The organism is Saprospiraceae bacterium (assembly GCA_016714025.1).
In the GTDB taxonomy this organism is placed as follows: Bacteria; Bacteroidota; Bacteroidia; order Chitinophagales; family Saprospiraceae; genus Vicinibacter.
Genome location: JADJOB010000002.1, coordinates 743,722 through 762,811 on the forward strand (window position 1 = coordinate 743,722; position 19,090 = coordinate 762,811).

Below are 19,090 nucleotides of genomic sequence, written 5' to 3' on the forward strand. Positions count from 1 at the left end.
TTACCAATTTTCTTTCAAATTTAAATAATTTTCTTTAGTCAATTGCCAAAGGTTTACTTCTTGTTCGAAATTTAGCCAACCTGGGATTCCGGTATATTGATGGACAAAATTAAATCCTATTTTTTTCAAAAGTTTGTTTGGTCCAGGATTTAAAGCGTACGGTTCGCAATACAATTCTTTCAATTCCATGTTCTTGAAAAAGACGGGAATGCATTTTTGAACAAATTGGATTCCAAGCCCTTTTGTTCGGTGATCTGGTTTCCATAAGTGCAGATGCATATACGCTTTTTCACCAAAACTTATTTTGCTTATATTGGAATGTCCAACTGCTTGACTATTTAATAACCAAATAAGGCAATAGGATTCTTTTTCGTTATAGGCTTGAGTAAGTTGTTTGGATAGAAATGCTCGCCATTCTGATTCCTTAGGCATTTTGCTAAGATCAACACCCATATTTGTTAAAAAGACGGGATCTGCCTGAGTCCAATATGCAATCAACGGATCAAGGTCCTCAATTTGTAATTCACGAATACTTAGTTCAGCTGCTTTTGGATTCATTCATTGTAATTTTTGTCCTTCCAATACCACCAGTTTAATTTTTGGGTTTCGTGTGTTTTTTCAGAAGCAAAGTAAACAGCGCAACGAAAGGTGTATAGCATACAAATATCATGAGTTTGGCCGGTAATTGCATTGAGCTGAAGGTATAATTCAAAGGGATTTTTATCTTTTAGGTCCGACAGATTCCGAATGCCAATATTCCATAAGTCCAATGCACAGGCTTTGCCAATCGAAGGGATTTTTTGTAATTCTTTTAAGGTAATATTTTTTAAATCGGTTTCCATTTGCTGTTATTGTTTCATTTTTCCATACTTATATCGATAACTGGCAGTTTGATAATAGGAAATTATTTTAAGTCTGTTGAGTGAATTCACAGGACTAACTTCTTCTAAATTTTCCAGACTGTCTTTATAGTTCCATTCGTAGCTTTTCTTTCGGTCATTTAAAATTAAAAAATTAGATGGATTTAAATATCCAAGCGTTCTGTAATTTCCAAGCAATGCCCGGTCTTCAGTTTCTTTCATTTTGTAAATATCCTTTCCATAAAATTCAGACTGATAGTTCCAATTTAAAATTCCAAACAAAGTGGGAATTAAATCAATTTGTGAAACCAATCGGGTAATTTTTTCGGATTGTTTACCACTATTATAAATCCAGGCAGGAATTAAATACTTTGAAATGTTGATATCCCACTTTCCAGCACTGCTTGCACAGTGATCAGCAACAATCAAAAACACGGTATTTTTAAACCAGGCTTTTGTTTTGGCTTCTTCCAGATATTTTGCAATAGCATAATCTGTATATTTTACAGCAGCATCTCTGCTTCCCTGAGGCAAATCAATTTTATCCTTTGGAAATGTATAAGGTTTATGATTAGAAGTAGTCATTACAAAATAGAATCCCTTCTGTTGTTTTTTATAATTTTTATCTTGTTCCTTGAGTAGGCGATTATAAATATCTTCATCAGAAACTCCCCATGCATTTTCAAACTGGACTTCATCGTCTGGAATATTTTGACGGGTAGTTTTAATTTTGTCGGTCAATGGATTTCCGCGATTTCTGTCAATGATGTTAAAACCTTGTCCGCCAAAAAAATTATTCATATTATCAAAATAGCCATCTCCTCCATAAACAAAGTAAGATTCATAATTCTTTTTTTGTAAGACCGTGTTAATGGAAAAAAGATTCTGATTGTCTGGTCTTCGAACTATACTGTTTCCGGGAGTAGGAGGCACACACAAAGTCAATGCTTCCATACCGCGCACGGTGCGTGTTCCGGTAGCATACAAATTAGAAAAGAAAATACTTTCGCTTGCCAATTGATCTAAATAAGGCGTTATGTTTTTAGTATTTCCAAAGCTGCCCAGGAAGTCCGCACTAAAGCTTTCCAGGCAGATTAACACAATATCCGGATGTGTTTCTGCACTATCTTGTTTTACATCCCGACTTAAATCCCAAAATTCTGTCCCAATATATGTTTGATTTTCCTGTTTAATTTCCTGTTTTATTTCTGTAAAGGCCTTTTCAATCTGGATCGTATCGTAAAATGTTTCATAATCCAATTCATTGGATCTGAATGCAGCAAAAAATGAGTATACTCCATTTTTTGATAGTTCGTTGTTATAAATATTTTGACTCCAATCGGCTTGTTTATTTTCAACAAAATATAAATAGATACCAGCTACTGCCAAAACAGGAGCCAAAACTTTAAACCGGTTTATAAAATTAACTTTGGATTGAAACGTACCATTAGTTAATTGTAATTTGTAAGTGATATAAAAAAAAGAGAAAATAATTGAAAAGACTGTACCAAATATCAGAGGCAAAGGATAAGATTGTTTAATGTTCTCTATTACTTCAAAGGTGTAAATCAAATAATCAACTGCTATAAAATTGAATCGCGTATTAAATTCAGACCAGAATGGAAATTCAGCCAGAAAACCAAATACAGCAATAAACAATAGAATAAATAGTACAAAATAACTTATAATTTTATCTAGTACCGATCCAATTAAAAATTTTGGAAAGATCAGCAGAAAAATTGTATACACTAAACTCATAAATAGTGCAGCTCCGAGATCAAATAGATATCCGTAAGTAAATATTCTTAAAAAATTAATAAAATTGAGATCGAGTTTATCAAAAGATAGAAAAAAGAAACAAAAACGTATCAGTAAACTGAAAACACAAAAGAATATTATATATGAAAAAAGTAAACCATATCTTCCTAAGTCGATTTTTAGCTTTAAGTTCATATTTTAATTGATTGCTTGAGTTGTTTAGAATCAGTAGAGATATTCCGCAAATTTATTAAGTTTGCTATATAAAGCTTAATTAATTCAAACCAATGAATAGAGTAGGTTTCATTTTCATTGTTAGCTGTCTTTTTCTGATTGTAAATTTATCAGGGCAAGCAAGCTGGAAGCTCTGGGCTAGTGGATTGCCGGCCGGTGTATTTCCCAAATTGGCCATTGCACCAAATCATGATATCTTCTATGGTTTGACAGGAACTCCCGGACCCAAGGGAATCGTATTCAAAAGGAATACTACAGACCCAAACGGTATTTTCAAGCAACTTCCAACAATGCCTGTACCAATCAGTATTACAAATAACATTCAAACGCAGATAGTCAATCAAAAGAATGATTTAATCGTAGGCATATTCAGAAGCAATGCGGCGGATCCGTTTCTTTTTTTATTTTATTAAAAAAGTCAAGCATGGCACTCTGTCCCTGTTGATTTTTTGCTAAATTTAGGTGCATTTTGTATAGCTCAGATAGTTGAATCTGGTTTAGTTAAAAGTAACTATTTAGTAGATTGAATGAAATTCCTATTAAAGATTGTTGTTCTTAGTTCTTCATTCGTCTTTAATTCGTGCATTCGTGGCTAAAAAAAACCCGGATAATATACATTTTGCAAATTCTAACTATTAATTTTATTTTACTCTATTATTTTATAAATATTAAATAAAATGGAAAACAAATCCCTTGCTTTTGACTACATGCAGAAAGCCTTGTTCGAAAACATGAATATAGGCGATACTTTAGACAATGAAACTAAGTTAAATCCGGATGATAAAAATGAATTGCAAACTATTTTGGATTCAATTAAAGGACTGGGTACACAGGCGATGCAAAATAATGCTCCTCAGGAAAATTACCTAAAGGTACAATTAGATGCCATGAATCGAAGCATGCTGAATACCTATGATACGATGGATAGCCTCAAGGAATCATTACAAGATGTTATTAAAGATGCAAAAAGTGCTTATCAATATGTTTTATTAATGTATTTGTTTGCATTTTATCTCGGAGTTGCATTAATAGTAACTTCAATCATTTTTGCAGCCCAGGACAAGGTTTTCTTTTCTATGGCATTTGGTGCCATAGGATTGATTGACATTGTCACACATTTTATCTATAAACCGCCACTTGATTTGCAAAGCAGTCGGGCAAATTTGGCTCAATTGATGGTTATACTTACCAATTGGTTTTCAGACGTTATGAATTTGAATACATTTATGGGCGAACAAGGTAAGAAGCTCACTTTAGATCAATTAAAGGAACTCTCAGATAAGCAAAATGCAAATACGGAGAAGATGCTCGGTCTGATTGAAAGATATTGTGAGCCAACTGTATCAGGTGATAAAAAATGATTTTGTTATGAATAGGATTCATTTGTTTGTTTTAGCAATTCTTAGCATTGGTTACATGCAGCAATCTATAAATGCTCAATGCATTCCACCCACTTCTTTAATGCAACGAGATGAATTTTTTTCAAATCCTGCGTTTGGGATTCATATCTCGATTAAAAAGGATAGACTGGATCGCCCCTATGTTTATATTACCAGTAAAAATGCAGGACTTAAAATATTTGATATTTCATCTGTTAATAATCCGGTACTCATTACAACAATCCCTCCGTCTTTATATGGAAATTTAGATGCCATTCAAGTTGTTCAAGAAGATCACTATCTGTATCTGACGCTTGGAGATATCTGGAACACCAATCAGGAGGCTGGATTAGCCATAATTGATGTAGAAAATCCTTCGCAAGCAAAGGTATTGGATTTTTACACTCATTCAGGGAGTATTGGAGGAGCCGGGAGTGTATTTATAGAAAACGATTTAGCTTATTTGGCTGCAATGCGCAATGGCTTAATTATTTTAGATATCAAGGATAAAAATAAAATCGTTTTTAAAAGTCAAATTAGATTTAGCAACGTGTTTCCACACAAAGATTCTGCGAATGTAGCCGCTTACAATGCTCGTGGTATCTGGGTACAAGATTCAATTGCTTATGTTTGTTATGACCGTGGAGGATTGCGCCTGGTGAATGTAGTGGACCCACTGCGACCAAAACAACTCGTTCAATATTGTTTTGAACCCTTGATCGATAAAGCCACAGCTTACAATGCCATTTGCATTTACAAACAGTATGCTTATGTAAGTCTGGATTATTATGGAATGGAAATTTTGGACATTTCAAATCCACAAAATATTAAGCAAGTCGCATGGTGGCATCCCAATACCTGGGCAGATACCAGCAATAATTTTCAAACCTGGGCCAACTCCCGAGGACATGCCAATGAATTGATTTATGATAGTAGTTGCCACAAAATTTATATGGCTTGCGGCCGTACCGATATCGCAGTGCTGGATGTCGAGGACCCATATCATCCAACTACCTGCGCAGAATTTGGTTCCGATAGTGATGATTACGGAAGCTGGGGAATTGATTTCTTTAAACAAAGGGCTTATGTAAGTTACATCTGGTCGCCATTTTTCCCACCCTATTCAAATTATACCGGATTTCGAAGCTTAGATGTAAAGGACTGTCAATCGACTGCAACAAATCAGCTGTTGAGGAAAAAGCTGATCGAAGAATTCATCGACCGGGATGCTGAAGCTTACATTCAATTAAATTTAAAAGAAACTTGTCAGGAATGCCAGGTAAGTTTATACAATTTGGAGGGACTTAAATTGTTGGATAAGTCTATACGAAACAAACAACATATAAAAATTCCATTTCAAGCAAATCAGGGAATTTATTATCTGGTTTTACAAACTAGAAACCAACAGGAAATTTTAAAATTTTTCCATCGTTAAGCGATTTGCTTTTATTCTAATAATAGAATGAATTTTAGCTATCTCAGGTATCTGATATTTGTTTTATACACAATTCTCTGATTTCCCAAAGTTGTTGATCATTTAAATGATTCATGTTATTGGACAGCAACCATTGCTTTATAAACATTTTGTGAATTACTAGTTTGCGATTGTAAATTTCATCCGGATTAATTTCATGTTCTTCTAAAATTTCATTTTCTATATCCAAATTAATTGCCGTGTTGCCAGTAAAATCAAATCGAAGCTTTTTATACTTTAAGTAGCAATGAGCCTCTGGAACAGCAGATAAGCGATTTGCTTTAAATACATTGCTTAGTATAGGCGTATTGTTTTCATTCATTTCAAAAATGCCAACATACAATTTAAGTTCAGCATGTAAATTTTCATCCGACAGTCTTTTTAATAAAGCATGCTTGCTACTGCAAGTACCTTGTAGTTCGTTAAGCACCGTCAAAGGATCTGTTTTATCAACATTTCGCCTGTAGTTTAGTTCAGCAATAAAATTGCAGGCATCTTTAAATTGGAAAATATTATTATTTCTAAAAGCTGTTGAGTAAATTCCCTGAGCAGTTATAGGAAAATCTGGAATCGCATTCATTTAAATCATATTACAAATGCGTAACGGAATTCATCCACATAGTTTTCATTTTTATAAACAGCTTTGCGAAATACCCCTTCCAAAATATAATTATTTTTTTCAAGCACCCTCATAGATGCTTTGTTGTAAGCATACACTGAAGTAAATATTCGTTCAAAACCTAATTCCTGCGTTGCATATTGTGTGATTAATTTAACAGCTTTGCTTGCAATACCCATGTTCCAGTATTCCTCACCGAGCCAATACCCCATCTCTAAAGATTTCTCATAAACATCTGACTGTTTATTGAGTCCGATGATTCCACAAAATTGATTTTGATGATCAATTGCAAATGTGAGCTTTGGGTCTTCTTGAATTAATTTTTCTAAAAACTGATCTGCATCTGATTGGGTATAAGGATGTGGAAAGTAGTTCCTCAAATTATCCCAAATTTTTTTATTATTTGCTAGGCGAATCAACGCTGCTAAATCTTTCTCACAAAGGGCACGAAGGAGGAGTGGGTGATCAAGTAGCATAAATTCAATTACGAATATAAAAAGATTTAAATTCTTCAGTTTCGTAATTCGCAATTAAAAATTCGTAATTATTTGGCACTCCCATCTTCTTGATACAAACCATGAATATTTCCTTCAGGATCGGTGAAGTAGGAAAGCCATCCAACGGTAGGAATTGCCATTTTGGGGACCACAATTTTTCCTCCCATGCTTACTATTTTGGAAGCGGTCTGTTCTAAATTTTCAACTTGTATGGAATTTACAATGGGTTGACCGGGATGTTTTTTCTTCATAAAGCCCCCATTAATTCCGGGAGTTGAAGCGTCACCGGAACTGCAGGTCCAATATTCATCAGAGAGAAATTGTTGGAATTTCCAATCAAATACTTCTTTAAAAAAATCCATTTGTTGGTTTGGATTCTCACAGGGAATTTCGAAATGTACGATGCGATTCATGGAATTAGTTGATAGTTGATAGTTGATAGTTGATAGTTGATAGTTGATAGTTGATAGTTCAATGTTCAATGTTCAATGTTCAATGTTCAATGTTCAATGTTCAATGTTCAATGTTCAATGTTCAATGTTCAATGTTCAATGTTCAATGTTCAATGTTCAATGTTCAATGTTCAATGTTCAATGTTCAATGTTCAATGTTCAATGTTCAATGTTCAATGTTCAATGTTCAATGTTCAATGTTCAATGTTCAATGTTCAATGTTCAATGTTCAATGTTCAATGTTCAATGTTCAATGTTCAATGTTCAATGTTCAATGTTCAATGTTCAATGTTCAATGTTCAATGTTCAATGTTCAATGTTCAATGTTCAATGTTCAATGTTCAATGTTCAATGTTCAATGTTCAATGTTCAATGTTCAATGTTCAATGTTCAATGTTCAATGTTCAATGTTCAATGTTCAATGTTCAATGTTCAATACATTTTATTGCGGTGCAAAAATAATTAATTTAATTGGATTCGTGAGGATGAACCTTTGGACTGGATAAAGAATAAGCCTTCATGAGGATCTCTAAAAAAGCATCTTTTTCTATGGCTTCAATTTTCACATGGGTCCAACCCAGGCTTCCCCATTTGTTGGAAAGCGGCCAATAGATTTCTGGATTTAATTTATTATAGATGTATTGATCTGCTTCTTCCAATTTGACGCAAACCAGATTGGTTTTAGCATCAAATGTGGCAAAAATTCGTTTCTTGGTTCGGAAGGAAGTTTTTTCAAAATGTGCTTGTTCGGAAACATCTTCTAAACTACCACAAATAGAACGCAAGTCATCAATACTAATCATATTTTTATTTAATCAAAATCTTTTTAAATCCAATTGGAATGTTGCTTTTGGAATCGTAAATTCGGAACAAGTAGATGCCAAAAGGAAGATTCGTTTTATCAAATACGGTTCCGCTTGAAATATACCTTCCTGTAAATGTAAACAAATCGGCGGTTAAATCTGCAACATCTGATTGAATTTGTAGAATATTTTCATTTTCTATAAAAATGTAATCGGTATCAATTTTCAAATTCTTCGTTAAATGTTTGGTTTGGGTTGCTTCTGCCAGTTCGTAACAACCGATATCAAATGCAATTCCTTGAGGACGTTTACGACCCTCCAGATCAAGTTGTACCAAAGCAGAAACGAGATTGCTGCCTGCATTCCAGGCCGGACTGTTGTTTGCCAAATGATAGTCATTGGCAGCAGCATTCAAAAATACGCTGTTGTTATTACTGATTAAGAGGGAGTGCGCATCGTGGCCCAAAGCTTGCCAGCTTGCAAAATTTATATAAGAACTTCCTTGATTGATGGTCATTTTATCATTGAGCAGATTGTAATCTCCAAAATAATTGGTGCATGAACTTTCAATATCCAAACTTCCTTTGGGGGATGCGCTTAGTAAAATATTATTCATCACAAACAGACTGTCGCTTTCTATCGCGAGGATGGCCCACTGGGAACCAGCAGGAACCAGAACCGTATTGTTAAATACTTTTACGTTGTTGCAACCAGTTGCAGCATCTCCATGAAACAAAGTGATGCCATTGCCTCCATTTCCGGATCCATTATTATAGAGCAGATTGTTGTAAACCTCACTGTCATAAATCCCTTGCAAATTGAGTCCGATGCGGTTGTTGTAACAGGTATTGTTATAAATTTTTACATCTACAGAAATTCCCGGAGCTCCGCTGCTGAGATCAGGATTGAGTTGAATGCCGGCTGCCTTATTATTAAAACATTGGTTGTAACGAATGAGCACCCGATCGCTGTTATTGGAGACATAAATCCCATGTTCGCCATAAGAGCGTTTGCAAATATTGTTTTCTGCAAGAAAATCGTCGGTATAACCGGTAAAAATGCCGCGGTAACAGCTGTCCACAATACAATTTCGAACCGTGATGTGGTTGGCAAGCACCGCACGAATGCCATCTTCCCCGGATCCATTGGCATCGGCAATTGCATTTACTTTAAAACCGTTTACTTCGATGTAGTCGCTGCCTTCAACATTCAGTCCATCAAAGCCGCGGCCACAAGATTGATTGATCACCACGGCATCGCCCATTGCAAAATACACGATCTCTTTACCGGGACTGCCACTGGCTTTATAAAAATGATCAAATCCTTTATAAAAACCATTGTAAACCAAAATACTGTCACCGGCTTTTACTTTGTTGGTTGCAGTTTGGATGGTTTTAAAAGCCAGCGCAAAACTCAATCCGGAATTGGCATCATTGCCAGTAGGTTTTACATGGTAGTTTATAGCAAGTAACGGACTGGTAACAATGTAAACAGAAAATAAAAAGCAAAGCAGGTATTTCATTGGTATAAATTTGATTTGCAAGATAGGGAACCAGGAGGAAATTATTTTAAAGACTTTACCGGCGGCAGCAAGTAATGAACACTTGTCTGATTTAAATGAATTTGTAATCCTGATTTATCAGATTATTGCAAATGCCTGGGATATACTGTAAGTATGAAATTTATCAATTAAGCATGCTATTTATTAAATTTTAATAAAATCCAGCATTGGTTATTCTAATATTCGCTATGGATAGTTATAGAATAATGCGATGAATAAGATCGTAGGTTTTATAATTAAAATAGTATATCTTTTCTATAATTGATAGGTACTATTAATTTTTTAGGCATGTTAAAATTTGAATATTATTAAAAATTTGTAATTTTATTTTTTATTATTAGTTTGTATAAAATTATGGTTGCCAATAAATTAATATGCATTTTGTGTATCTTTTTTAGTTTCACATTGAAATATAACTTAACATCTCAAAATCATGCAATTAATTGGATTTTAGGGTATGGTATCAACAACGATACCAGTTTGTATGGTAGAACTATTTTGAATTTTTCGGATACTTCTGTAAATTTAACTAGAAATTCTGGAGGATTTAAATTTGAACTTGGATTTGAAAATAATTTTTATTCGGATAACCAAGGAAAATTAAGATTTTTTTATGACGGATTTAGATTAGGAAATGCAATTGATTTCAATATTATTGAAAACGGAGATACATTAAATCCAGGAAGAATATGGCAATTATATCAGGGAGGTTTTTATCCTATTAGTGATGCTTCAGTTTTTCTACCATCTGAGAAATATGATAGTATTTTAACTTTGGTCCATTTACCAATCGACTTATATATGGGTAAGCCTTTTTCTCCAAGTATTTACCAAACCTTAATAAATATTAATTCCAATGGTGGAAAAGGAAAAGTTATTTTAAAGAACAAAGCAATCTTTAAAGGTAATATCTCACCAATTGGCTTTAGCGGATGTCGGCATTCCAATGGTAGAGATTGGTGGTTACTCTTCAAAAGCAATCAAGGCCCAAAGTACTATAAAGTGCTTTACTCAAAAACTCAAGTTAATAAAATTGATTCACAAGAAATAGGGAGTTCAGTTATTGATTATTCATCGGTTGGTAATGCAGTTTTTTCACAGAATGGGAAAAAATTTGCTAGAATTTCTAATCAGGACGGAATACAAATATTTGATTATGATAGATGCAATGGAAATTTATCAAATTTTATCCAAATTGAGAATGATTCTATAAAACCTTCAATTTGGGTCAATGTGGCGATATCGCCAAATAGTAAATATCTGTATGCGTCCACCAATAGGAAAATATTTCAATACGATTTAGAGGCAGCAAATATTCAAGCAAGTATGGAAATCGTAGGAATTTGGGATGGATTTATCTATGATAGATATTTTACAACCAGTTTTTGTGATATGCAGCTAGCTGCTAATGGAAAAATTTACATATCATGTGCAAGTGGAAATATTTTTTTGCATGTTATAAACAATCCTGATTTAAAAGGTGGAAATTGTAATTTTCAATTACGAGCCTTAGCCTTGCCCAGCTATATTGCATGTGGCTTGGGTAACTATCCAAATTATTTATTGGGACCTGAACAAGGAAGTATCTGCGACAGCTTAACAACAACTTATACTGTTGATACAAACGAACCGTTCCATTTATTTCCAAACCCATCTGATGGTATTTTAAGAATTGAAGGTGAGGCGTTGAATTATTATAAAACAATTGAAATAAGCGTTTTCGATATCTCTGGGACAAGCATTAACAATCAATTTTTAGATGGCAGTTTAACTGCCTGGACTTTGAATTTTGATTATTTGAAAGCCGGTCTCTATTTTATTGAAATAAAATTAGATGGTAAATTGGTTCAGACATTTAAATGGGTAAGGAATTAATTTTAATTTCGAGAATGATTTCAATAATTGAGTTTTTATAATCTTTTAAATTTCTAGTAATTAAAATTCCAATATTATTTTCAAGTTCTGCTTAATACTAAATTGCGTATTCAAAATCATTAAATGTAGAATGAATGGCCAATTTTATAGTTTGGTCTCTTATACTAACTAATTCAACCAAGGATTTAAAATTTGCCAGGATGTACCTTGAATCTTTTCTTTTATATTGAGATTGTGATATGTAATCTATGTTTGCAAAAGAAAGCGATGAGACACAGATTCTAATTTTACCCAATTCCGCCAATCTAAAAAGCTGTTCAGCAGATTGATAAAAAGGTTGACGCCCGTAGAGTAAACCCAGCCAAATAATTGTGTCTATAGTTATTTTTAGATTTTAGTTTGAATATTTTTTTGCAATATGAACTTTGTATAGAGTTTTAAAGTCGGTGGATTTATTGCTGGTTAATAATCCAGAAAGGCTTTTAACGATTGGGGTTATTTCTTTTTGGGCTGGCTTGTTTAAATTAGTGATATGTTCTAAATAAGCTTCAACTAGTTTGGAAAGACTGATATTCCTTTTGCGGGCATAGGATTTAGCTTTTTCAATTACTTTTTCATCCAGACATAGGGTTAATTTTGCATCCATGATATTAAAGTTATACGGACAAAATACAAAATGTTACGTAAAGCAGCTTTTATTTCTTCATTCCCCATTTTCTAACGAATTTGCAGGCTTTAATTCAAAACATGCTAAAAGTAAATTGGATACTCTTACTGGGACTCTTGGTTTTTAAACTCCAGGCCCAGATCAGCTTTCCGGTCAATGGTGTCAGACCACCTGAAAACCGCATCGTATTAATTCAAAATGCGATGTTGCATCCCGACAGTTCAGCAAGGTCTTATTTGGGTGAGATTCTGATTAAAAATGAATGGATCCTAGAAATTGGTGCTACCGTCAGTCATCCGGAAGATGCCGTTCGCTTTGATTTTCAGGGGAAACATGTCTATCCTTCATTTATCGATCCTGTCAGTGACTATGGAATGGGCGAAGTTAAACGCAGTCCTACAAGAAACAATATGGTAAGTTCTAAGGAAGGGGCTTTCTCCTGGAATGAAGCCCTCCGCTCAGAAATTAAAGCAGCACAATTGTTTGTTTATAAAGATGAAGCAGCAAGCAAACTTAGGGAAGCAGGTTATGGGATCGTCCAAACCCACTTTGCAGATGGAATTTCAAGAGGCAGCGCTTGCATCGTAAGTTTAAAACAAGCCAATGAACACGAACTCATTCTTACTCCGGAGTCTGCGCACTGCATGAGTTTTAATAAAGGCAGTTCAACCCAAGATTATCCGAATTCCCTGATGGGTTCTATTGCCTTGTTGCGGCAAGCGTATCTGGATGGTTTGAATTATGAACTTGCGATTAAACCCAAAGAAACCAATTTAAGTATCGAGGCATGGAATCAAATGCAGCAACTGACCCAGTTGTTTATTTGTACCAATCCGCTGGATCTGTTACGGGCTCAAAAAATTGCAAAGGAATTTCATAAGAGCTATCAAATTCTGGGAAGTGGTAAAGAATATCAAATCCTGGATGCATTAAAAAATGATTCAATTAAAATCATTGTGCCGCTCAATTTTCCACCGGTTTACAATGTGGATGATCCCTATGATTTGTTGCGCATTGATTTATCAGATCTCAAACACTGGGAACTGGCCGCTTCCAATCCGGCGATGTTGGCTAAAGCAGGCATTTCATTTGTATTTACCGGACAGGACTTAAAAGATCGCAAGGAGTTACTAACTAACGTACGTAAGTCCATTCAACGGGGTTTGTCTGAATCGCGGGCTTTGCATGCATTGACCATGGGTCCTGCGGAATATCTCAATATTCAAAACAAAGCCGGTAGCCTTGCTAAAAATAAACTGGCTAATTTTATTGTGACTGATCTTCCGATCTTTCAAGATAAATCCAGTATTAAAGAAAATTGGATACAAGGTGCGCGTTATCATTTTTCAAAACCAAAAGCAGATAGCATATCGGGAACGTATGAACTTCGTTTAGAACCCAGTCTGTTTACGCTAAGCATCGAAACAGATGGAGATAAAATGGATTTCAAACTCAAGTCAAAAGATTCATTGAAGTTGAGTCTGAGTGCAAAAATTCAAGAAGGGTACATTTCCGGTAAACTAAATCGCGGCAACCCAAGTGGAGATGTACTTTTTTCTTGTTACAAAACGGAATCAGGATGGACAGGTAATGCACAATTAGAAAATGGATCCTGGCAACCCATGAGCATATTGAGATTGAAACCGGCTACTTCCAACATTAAAAAAGATAGCATTTCAACCAAAACAACAGACAGCATCGGAGCGCTGTTATATCCATTAGGTGCCTATGGATGGAAATCAAAACCACTTGCAAAAACCTATTTAATTAAAAATGCAACTGTTTGGACCAATGAAAAAGAAGGCATCTTAAAAAATACAGACGTCCTGATACAAAATGGTAAAATCACTGCTTTTGCAAAAAATTTACAATCTGCACAAGCCATTGTCATTGATGGCACCAATAAACATTTGACGGCAGGAATCATTGACGAACATTCGCACATAGCAGTGAATGGCGGTGTTAATGAATGTTCGGAATCCAATACATCCGAAGTTCGCATTGGAGATGTAATCAACAGCGATGACATTAACATTTACCGGCAGTTATCCGGTGGAGTTACCACAGCACATATATTGCATGGTTCCTGCAATCCAATTGGCGGACAAACCGCGCTTATCAAATTGCGATGGGGTTATCTTCCTGAAGAAATGAAATTTGAAAAGGCAGATGGCTTTATAAAATTTGCATTGGGAGAAAATGTCAAACGAAGTGGTGGAAATCAAGGCGGCCGTTATCCCGATTCGCGAATGGGTGTCGAACAAGTTTATCTAGATGCATTTACACGCGCTAAAGAATACGACGCACTTCGAAAAGCAGATCCTACGCATACCCGCCAAAATTTGGAACTGGATGCGATTGCTGAAATCATCAATAAAAAACGGTTTATTACCTGTCACTCTTATGTACAATCCGAAATCAATATGTTGATGAAAGTGGCCGAACGATTTAATTTTAAAGTCAACACCTTTACACACATTCTCGAAGGCTACAAAGTTGCAGATAAACTCAAACAGCACGGAGCAGGTGCCGCTGGATTTTCGGACTGGTGGGCCTATAAATTTGAAGTGTATGAAGCCATTCCTTATAATGGAGCTATACTGCACGACCAGGGCGTTGTTACTGCGTTTAATTCTGATGATGCAGAAATGGCCCGAAGACTGAATCAGGAAGCAGCCAAAGCCATTATGTATGGCAATGTTTCTGAAGAGGAAGCCTTGAAATTTGTTACTCTCAATCCTGCAAAACTTTTACACATAGATGATCGGGTAGGAAGTATTAAAAAAGGAAAAGATGCCGACCTGGTTTTGTGGAATGATCATCCTTTATCTATTAAAGCATCGGTCGAAAAAACATTTGTTGATGGAATTTTATTTTTTGATAAAGAGGAGGATTTAATCTTGCGCAAAGAAATTTCAACAGAACGAAATCGGATCGTACAAAAAATGATTAAAGCAAAAGCAGCTGGCGAAGGAGCCGAAAATTTTAGTTCGAGACCGCGTCGTTTATACCACTGCGATTCTATTGGTGAATAATATTATAATAGCAACACATGAACAAATTAGTACTATTGGGTTTCCTACTATGCATTTCTGCAAAGTGTTATTTGCAACCTGCACCTGCAGCAAAGCAACAAGAAGCCATTGCGATTGTTGGAGGAACCATCCATGTAGGAAATGGACAATCGATCACCAACGGATTGATTTTATTTGATAAAGGAGTTTTGCAATATGTTGGGACCGATTTAAGCAAAGCTGCATCGATTAAAAATCGCATCGATGCAAGCGGAAAACAAATTTATCCAGGATTTATCTGCATGGCTACCAACTTAGGCCTGGCTGAAATCGAACAAGTAAAGGCAACCATAGACTACGAAGAATTTGGTTCTTTAAACCCTAACGTACGTTCGTTAACCTCTTACAATACAGACAGCAAGATCATTCCAACAGTAAGGAGCAACGGCATGTTGCTGGCTCAAGTGATTCCAAATGGTGGGATTATTTCCGGACAGTCTTCTGTAATGCAGCTCGATGCCTGGAATTGGGAAGATGCGGTTGTAAAAGCAGATGAAGGAATCTTTTTAAACTGGCCCTCACCCAATCCTCCCCGTCGATTCGGACAAGAAACAGATAAAAATCAGCAAGATCCGGATCGTTATCAAACCGAAATGAATGCACTTAAGGTCTATTTTGATGAAGCCATGGCTTATTCTAAAGTTCCTCATAAAACCAACATCAATCTGGCATACGAGGCCATGATCGATTTATTTAAAGGAACCAAAAAGCTATACATCCGCGCACAAGCAGCAAAGGCAATCATTCATTCCGTGCAATTTGCAGAAAAGTACGGTTTGAAACCGGTATTAGTCGGTGCCAATGAAGCCTGGAGGGTGGTTGATTTTTTAAAAGAACATCAAATTGCGATTATTTTAGGACAAGTGCAAAGTTTGCCTACTCGTGAAGACGATGATTACGATCAGCCTTATAAAAATCCTAAAATTTTACAGGATGCCGGCATTTTATATTGTTTTTCTATCAATGGTTTCTGGGAGCAGCGGAATTTGCATTTTCAGGCAGGTCATGCTTTGGGGTTTGGATTGAATTATGAACAAGCAATTGCAGGTTTAAGTCTGAATCCTGCCAAAATATTAGGCTTGGATCATCGGTTGGGAAGCTTGGAGGCAGGAAAAGATGCAACTTTTATAATCAGCGACGGAGATGTTTTGGATATGCGAACCAGTCGTGTGAGTCGTGCCTTTATCCAGGGAAGAGCCATTGATTTAGATAATAAGCAAAAAGAATTGTACCGCAGATTTTACAGTAAGTATCATCCGGAATAAGATGCAAGCAGTCATTCACGTTTAATGGGTATGTATTTACGCCATCTATTTTTTCTGGTATTCTTTCCGGTTTTTCTGATAGCTCAGGAAGCACCCAAAGAATTTCAAACAATAATTGATGGACAGCCCGTCAAAGTAATTGTAAACAATGGCGATACTTTGTTTGAAATTTTATTAGAAAAAGCAGTCGTTCGACCGTTGATCGTTTTTGATGATTATAAATCAGAGAACCTGTATCATAAATACCGACGTTATGCAGCAGTGGTTTATCCATATGCTGTCCATGCAGTCCGTTTATATATGCAATTGCAAATACTGACAGAAGGACAATCAGACAAAGAGCGAAGAAAAATCGTAAAACAAATCAGCAATACTTTGGAAGAAGAATTTGAAAACCCTTTAAAAAATCTGACAAAAACCCAGGGACTCATTCTTACAAAAATGATCGAGCGGCAATTGGATAAACCCTTTTATGGAATTGTAAAAGAATTGAAAGGTGGATTTTCCGCTTTTATGTGGAATGAAGTGGGTAAAATGAATGGATATAAATTAAAAAATAAATACGAAAAAGGACAAGACAAAATTATGGATGCGGTCCTGGAAGAATTTGATATGACTGTTGATTTAAAATAAGTATGAAAACAAACATAAGCTGGGAAGCACCATCCAATATTGCCATTGTAAAATATTGGGGTAAGCGAGAACAACAATTGCCGATTAATCCTTCGTTAAGTTTTACTTTAAATTATTGTAAAACAAAAACAAGCATCCAATGGGAACAGCGCAACGGACAAGATCATTTGGATTTTGAATTTTTTTATGATGGCCAAAAGAAACCACGTTTTGAATATAAACTCAAAACATTTTTCAACCAAGTTGAACTTCTTTATCCGGAATTCAAGTCAGTTTATTTAAACATTGATTCTATCAACAGCTTTCCACATTCTGCGGGGATTGCTTCTTCTGCATCGGCTATGGCTGCACTTGCACTGTGTGTCATGAGCATTGAAAATGAAATCAAAGGCTTTGTGATGCCGCAGGATGAATTTTTAAATAAAGCATCTTATTTAGCTCGCTTAGGGTCTGGTTCTGCATGCAGGTCAGTGTATCCTTTTGCAGCAGCCTGGGGACAATCAATGCACTTGCCAGGAAGTTCAGATGAGTATGCAATTCCAATGGAAAATCACCTTCATGAAGAGTTCAAAACGTTACAGGATTATATTTTTATCGTAAGTCGTGCAGAGAAAAAAGTTTCTTCCAGTGCCGGACATCAATTGATGGAAAGACATCCTTATCGGGATGCACGTATTTATCAAGCGCATGAAAATTTTAATCAGTTATTATCGGTATTAAAAGCAGGAGACTGGCTTGCTTTTGCAAAAATTTGTGAAACGGAAGCATTGAGTTTACATGGATTGATGATGAGTTCAAATCCATCTTATATTTTATTAGAACCAGAATCCATACACATCATCAATGAATTAAAATTATTTCAACAAGAATCTAAATTACCCATCACCTTTACAATTGATGCGGGTCCCAATATTCATGTATTATTTCCTGAGCGAATCAAAGAAGCAGTAGATGCATGGATTCAACAAAGTTTAAGCAGGTATTGGGAAGAAGAGCACATCATTTTTGATGAAGTTAGTCATCCCAAATTTGGGGTTTAGAATCACAAGCAAGTTTCTCTTTTTCCTTCCCCTTCCCAAACCCAGGGTTTAAACCCTGGGTTTGGGAAGGGGAAGGAAAGAGAAGTTCCTCACCAAATATTTTTTTGTTCCAGATTTACTTTTTCCGGATAGAACAGTTTGGTTGTCCGAAGAAAATTTTCAGAAAAATCGGATACATAGAACTGATCGCTGCCTGTTTTTTGATCACTTAGTAAATTTTGTTCAGCTAAGGCTGTTTTCAATGCAGCAGCGGTGACATCAGTAGAATCGAGCACCGGCATTTTGTTTTTAAAGAAATCTGTTATTTCCTGTCTAATTAGAGGATAGTGTGTGCAAGCAAGCAAGAGGGCATCAATATTATTTAAATGTGGGTCGCTCAAATAAGTTTCCAGGACCGAATGACTAATCGCATTGTTTACAAAGCCTTCTTCAATCATGGGTGCTAATAAAGGTGTGGCTAATGAATACAATTCGACAGATTTTTTTCGAACATGAAATTGTTTGTCGTAAACACCCGATTGAACGGTCGCGTGTGTTGCAATCAGTCCGACCCGATGGTAATCGTGTTGGCAACAATAGTCAACCAAAGGATCGACTACATTGACAAAGACTGCTTTGTCTTTAAAAAATTCCAATAAAACTTCGTAGGCAGCGGTTGAAGCAGAATTGCAAGCAACTACGATGGCTTTGCAATCATTTTCTAATAGAAACCGGCAGATTCGCAATGAATAATAGCGTATGGCATCGTGAGATTTTTCACCATAAGGTAAATGGGCTGTATCTCCAAAATAAATAAAACGTTCGTTGGGTAAATTGTAATGAATAGCAGAAGCAACCGTAAGACCGCCGACTCCGGAATCGAATATTCCAACAGGCCGTCTGGCATTGCTATTCACAAA

Annotated in this window: 18 protein-coding genes; 8 read left to right on the forward strand and 10 right to left on the reverse strand. The window is 35.6% G+C overall.

What is annotated here, in order from left to right:
* From IPJ80_06355 to IPJ80_06365, 3 genes are read right to left on the reverse strand one after another with little or no spacing between them, the layout of a single operon-like run.
* Positions 1-558 (reverse strand): GNAT family N-acetyltransferase, encoded by a 558-nt coding sequence (locus IPJ80_06355; protein MBK7913104.1) that lies wholly within the window; start codon positions 556-558, stop codon positions 1-3.
* Positions 555-842: a helix-hairpin-helix domain-containing protein gene (locus IPJ80_06360; GenBank protein MBK7913105.1), complete on the reverse strand. Its 288-nt coding sequence runs from the start codon at positions 840-842 to the stop codon at positions 555-557. Before IPJ80_06360 ends, IPJ80_06355 begins: the two co-directional genes overlap by 4 nt.
* 6 nt (positions 843-848) lie before the next feature.
* Positions 849-2,813, reverse strand: a complete 1,965-nt coding sequence (locus tag IPJ80_06365; GenBank protein ID MBK7913106.1) for a sulfatase-like hydrolase/transferase — start codon at positions 2,811-2,813, stop codon at positions 849-851.
* 92 nt (positions 2,814-2,905) lie between these two features.
* Between IPJ80_06365 and IPJ80_06370 the strand changes: the two genes are divergently transcribed.
* The 3 genes from IPJ80_06370 (at position 2,906) to IPJ80_06380 (ending at position 5,666) form a co-directional block, all read left to right on the forward strand.
* Positions 2,906-3,265, forward strand: a complete 360-nt coding sequence (locus IPJ80_06370; protein MBK7913107.1) for a hypothetical protein — start codon at positions 2,906-2,908, stop codon at positions 3,263-3,265.
* A 264-nt stretch (positions 3,266-3,529) separates the two neighbouring features.
* A complete protein-coding gene (locus IPJ80_06375; protein ID MBK7913108.1) occupies positions 3,530-4,213 on the forward strand; it encodes a hypothetical protein in 684 nt (227 codons plus the stop codon).
* Between the two features lie 7 nt (positions 4,214-4,220).
* Positions 4,221-5,666, forward strand: a complete 1,446-nt coding sequence (locus IPJ80_06380) for a hypothetical protein (GenBank protein ID MBK7913109.1) — start codon at positions 4,221-4,223, stop codon at positions 5,664-5,666.
* A gap of 43 nt (positions 5,667-5,709) precedes the next feature.
* On the opposite strand, the gene IPJ80_06385 is transcribed toward IPJ80_06380, so the two are convergent.
* The 5 genes from IPJ80_06385 to IPJ80_06405 all read right to left on the reverse strand — a co-directional run bounded on the left by IPJ80_06385 (position 5,710) and on the right by IPJ80_06405 (position 9,598).
* Complete coding sequence (locus IPJ80_06385; GenBank protein MBK7913110.1) at positions 5,710-6,285, reverse strand: hypothetical protein; 576 nt, start codon at positions 6,283-6,285, stop codon at positions 5,710-5,712.
* A 5-nt stretch (positions 6,286-6,290) separates the two neighbouring features.
* The gene (locus IPJ80_06390) at positions 6,291-6,800 is read right to left on the reverse strand and encodes a GNAT family N-acetyltransferase (GenBank protein MBK7913111.1); all 510 of its coding nucleotides are present in this window, start codon (positions 6,798-6,800) and stop codon (positions 6,291-6,293) included.
* Between the two features lie 68 nt (positions 6,801-6,868).
* A complete protein-coding gene (locus tag IPJ80_06395; GenBank protein MBK7913112.1) occupies positions 6,869-7,234 on the reverse strand; it encodes a VOC family protein in 366 nt (121 codons plus the stop codon).
* 506 nt (positions 7,235-7,740) lie between these two features.
* Complete coding sequence (locus tag IPJ80_06400) at positions 7,741-8,076, reverse strand: MmcQ/YjbR family DNA-binding protein (GenBank protein ID MBK7913113.1); 336 nt, start codon at positions 8,074-8,076, stop codon at positions 7,741-7,743.
* A gap of 4 nt (positions 8,077-8,080) precedes the next feature.
* Entirely contained in the window at positions 8,081-9,598 is a 1,518-nt protein-coding gene (locus tag IPJ80_06405) for a right-handed parallel beta-helix repeat-containing protein (protein MBK7913114.1), read from the reverse strand.
* A 444-nt stretch (positions 9,599-10,042) separates the two neighbouring features.
* Between IPJ80_06405 and IPJ80_06410 the strand changes: the two genes are divergently transcribed.
* Complete coding sequence (locus IPJ80_06410) at positions 10,043-11,512, forward strand: T9SS type A sorting domain-containing protein (GenBank protein MBK7913115.1); 1,470 nt, start codon at positions 10,043-10,045, stop codon at positions 11,510-11,512.
* Positions 11,513-11,906: 394 nt separating this feature from the next.
* Here the strand turns inward: IPJ80_06410 and IPJ80_06415 are convergent, their stop codons facing one another.
* Positions 11,907-12,158 carry a hypothetical protein gene (locus tag IPJ80_06415; protein MBK7913116.1) on the reverse strand — a complete coding sequence of 84 codons (252 nt, stop codon included), beginning with the start codon at positions 12,156-12,158 and terminating at the stop codon, positions 11,907-11,909.
* 101 nt (positions 12,159-12,259) lie between these two features.
* Here IPJ80_06415 and IPJ80_06420 point away from each other — a divergent pair, with 101 nt between their 5' ends.
* From IPJ80_06420 to IPJ80_06435, 4 genes are read left to right on the forward strand one after another with little or no spacing between them, the layout of a single operon-like run.
* Positions 12,260-15,214, forward strand: a complete 2,955-nt coding sequence (locus IPJ80_06420) for an amidohydrolase family protein (protein MBK7913117.1) — start codon at positions 12,260-12,262, stop codon at positions 15,212-15,214.
* Between the two features lie 17 nt (positions 15,215-15,231).
* On the forward strand, positions 15,232-16,518 hold the full coding sequence (locus tag IPJ80_06425; protein ID MBK7913118.1) for an amidohydrolase family protein: 1,287 nt from the start codon (positions 15,232-15,234) through the stop codon (positions 16,516-16,518).
* A 24-nt stretch (positions 16,519-16,542) separates the two neighbouring features.
* A complete protein-coding gene (locus IPJ80_06430; protein ID MBK7913119.1) occupies positions 16,543-17,151 on the forward strand; it encodes a DUF4294 domain-containing protein in 609 nt (202 codons plus the stop codon).
* A gap of 2 nt (positions 17,152-17,153) precedes the next feature.
* Positions 17,154-18,191 (forward strand): diphosphomevalonate decarboxylase, encoded by a 1,038-nt coding sequence (locus IPJ80_06435; GenBank protein ID MBK7913120.1) that lies wholly within the window; start codon positions 17,154-17,156, stop codon positions 18,189-18,191.
* A gap of 89 nt (positions 18,192-18,280) precedes the next feature.
* Here IPJ80_06435 and murI read toward each other — a convergent pair whose 3' ends face one another.
* Complete coding sequence (gene murI, locus IPJ80_06440) at positions 18,281-19,087, reverse strand: glutamate racemase (GenBank protein ID MBK7913121.1); 807 nt, start codon at positions 19,085-19,087, stop codon at positions 18,281-18,283.
* Positions 19,088-19,090: the final 3 nt, after the last annotated feature.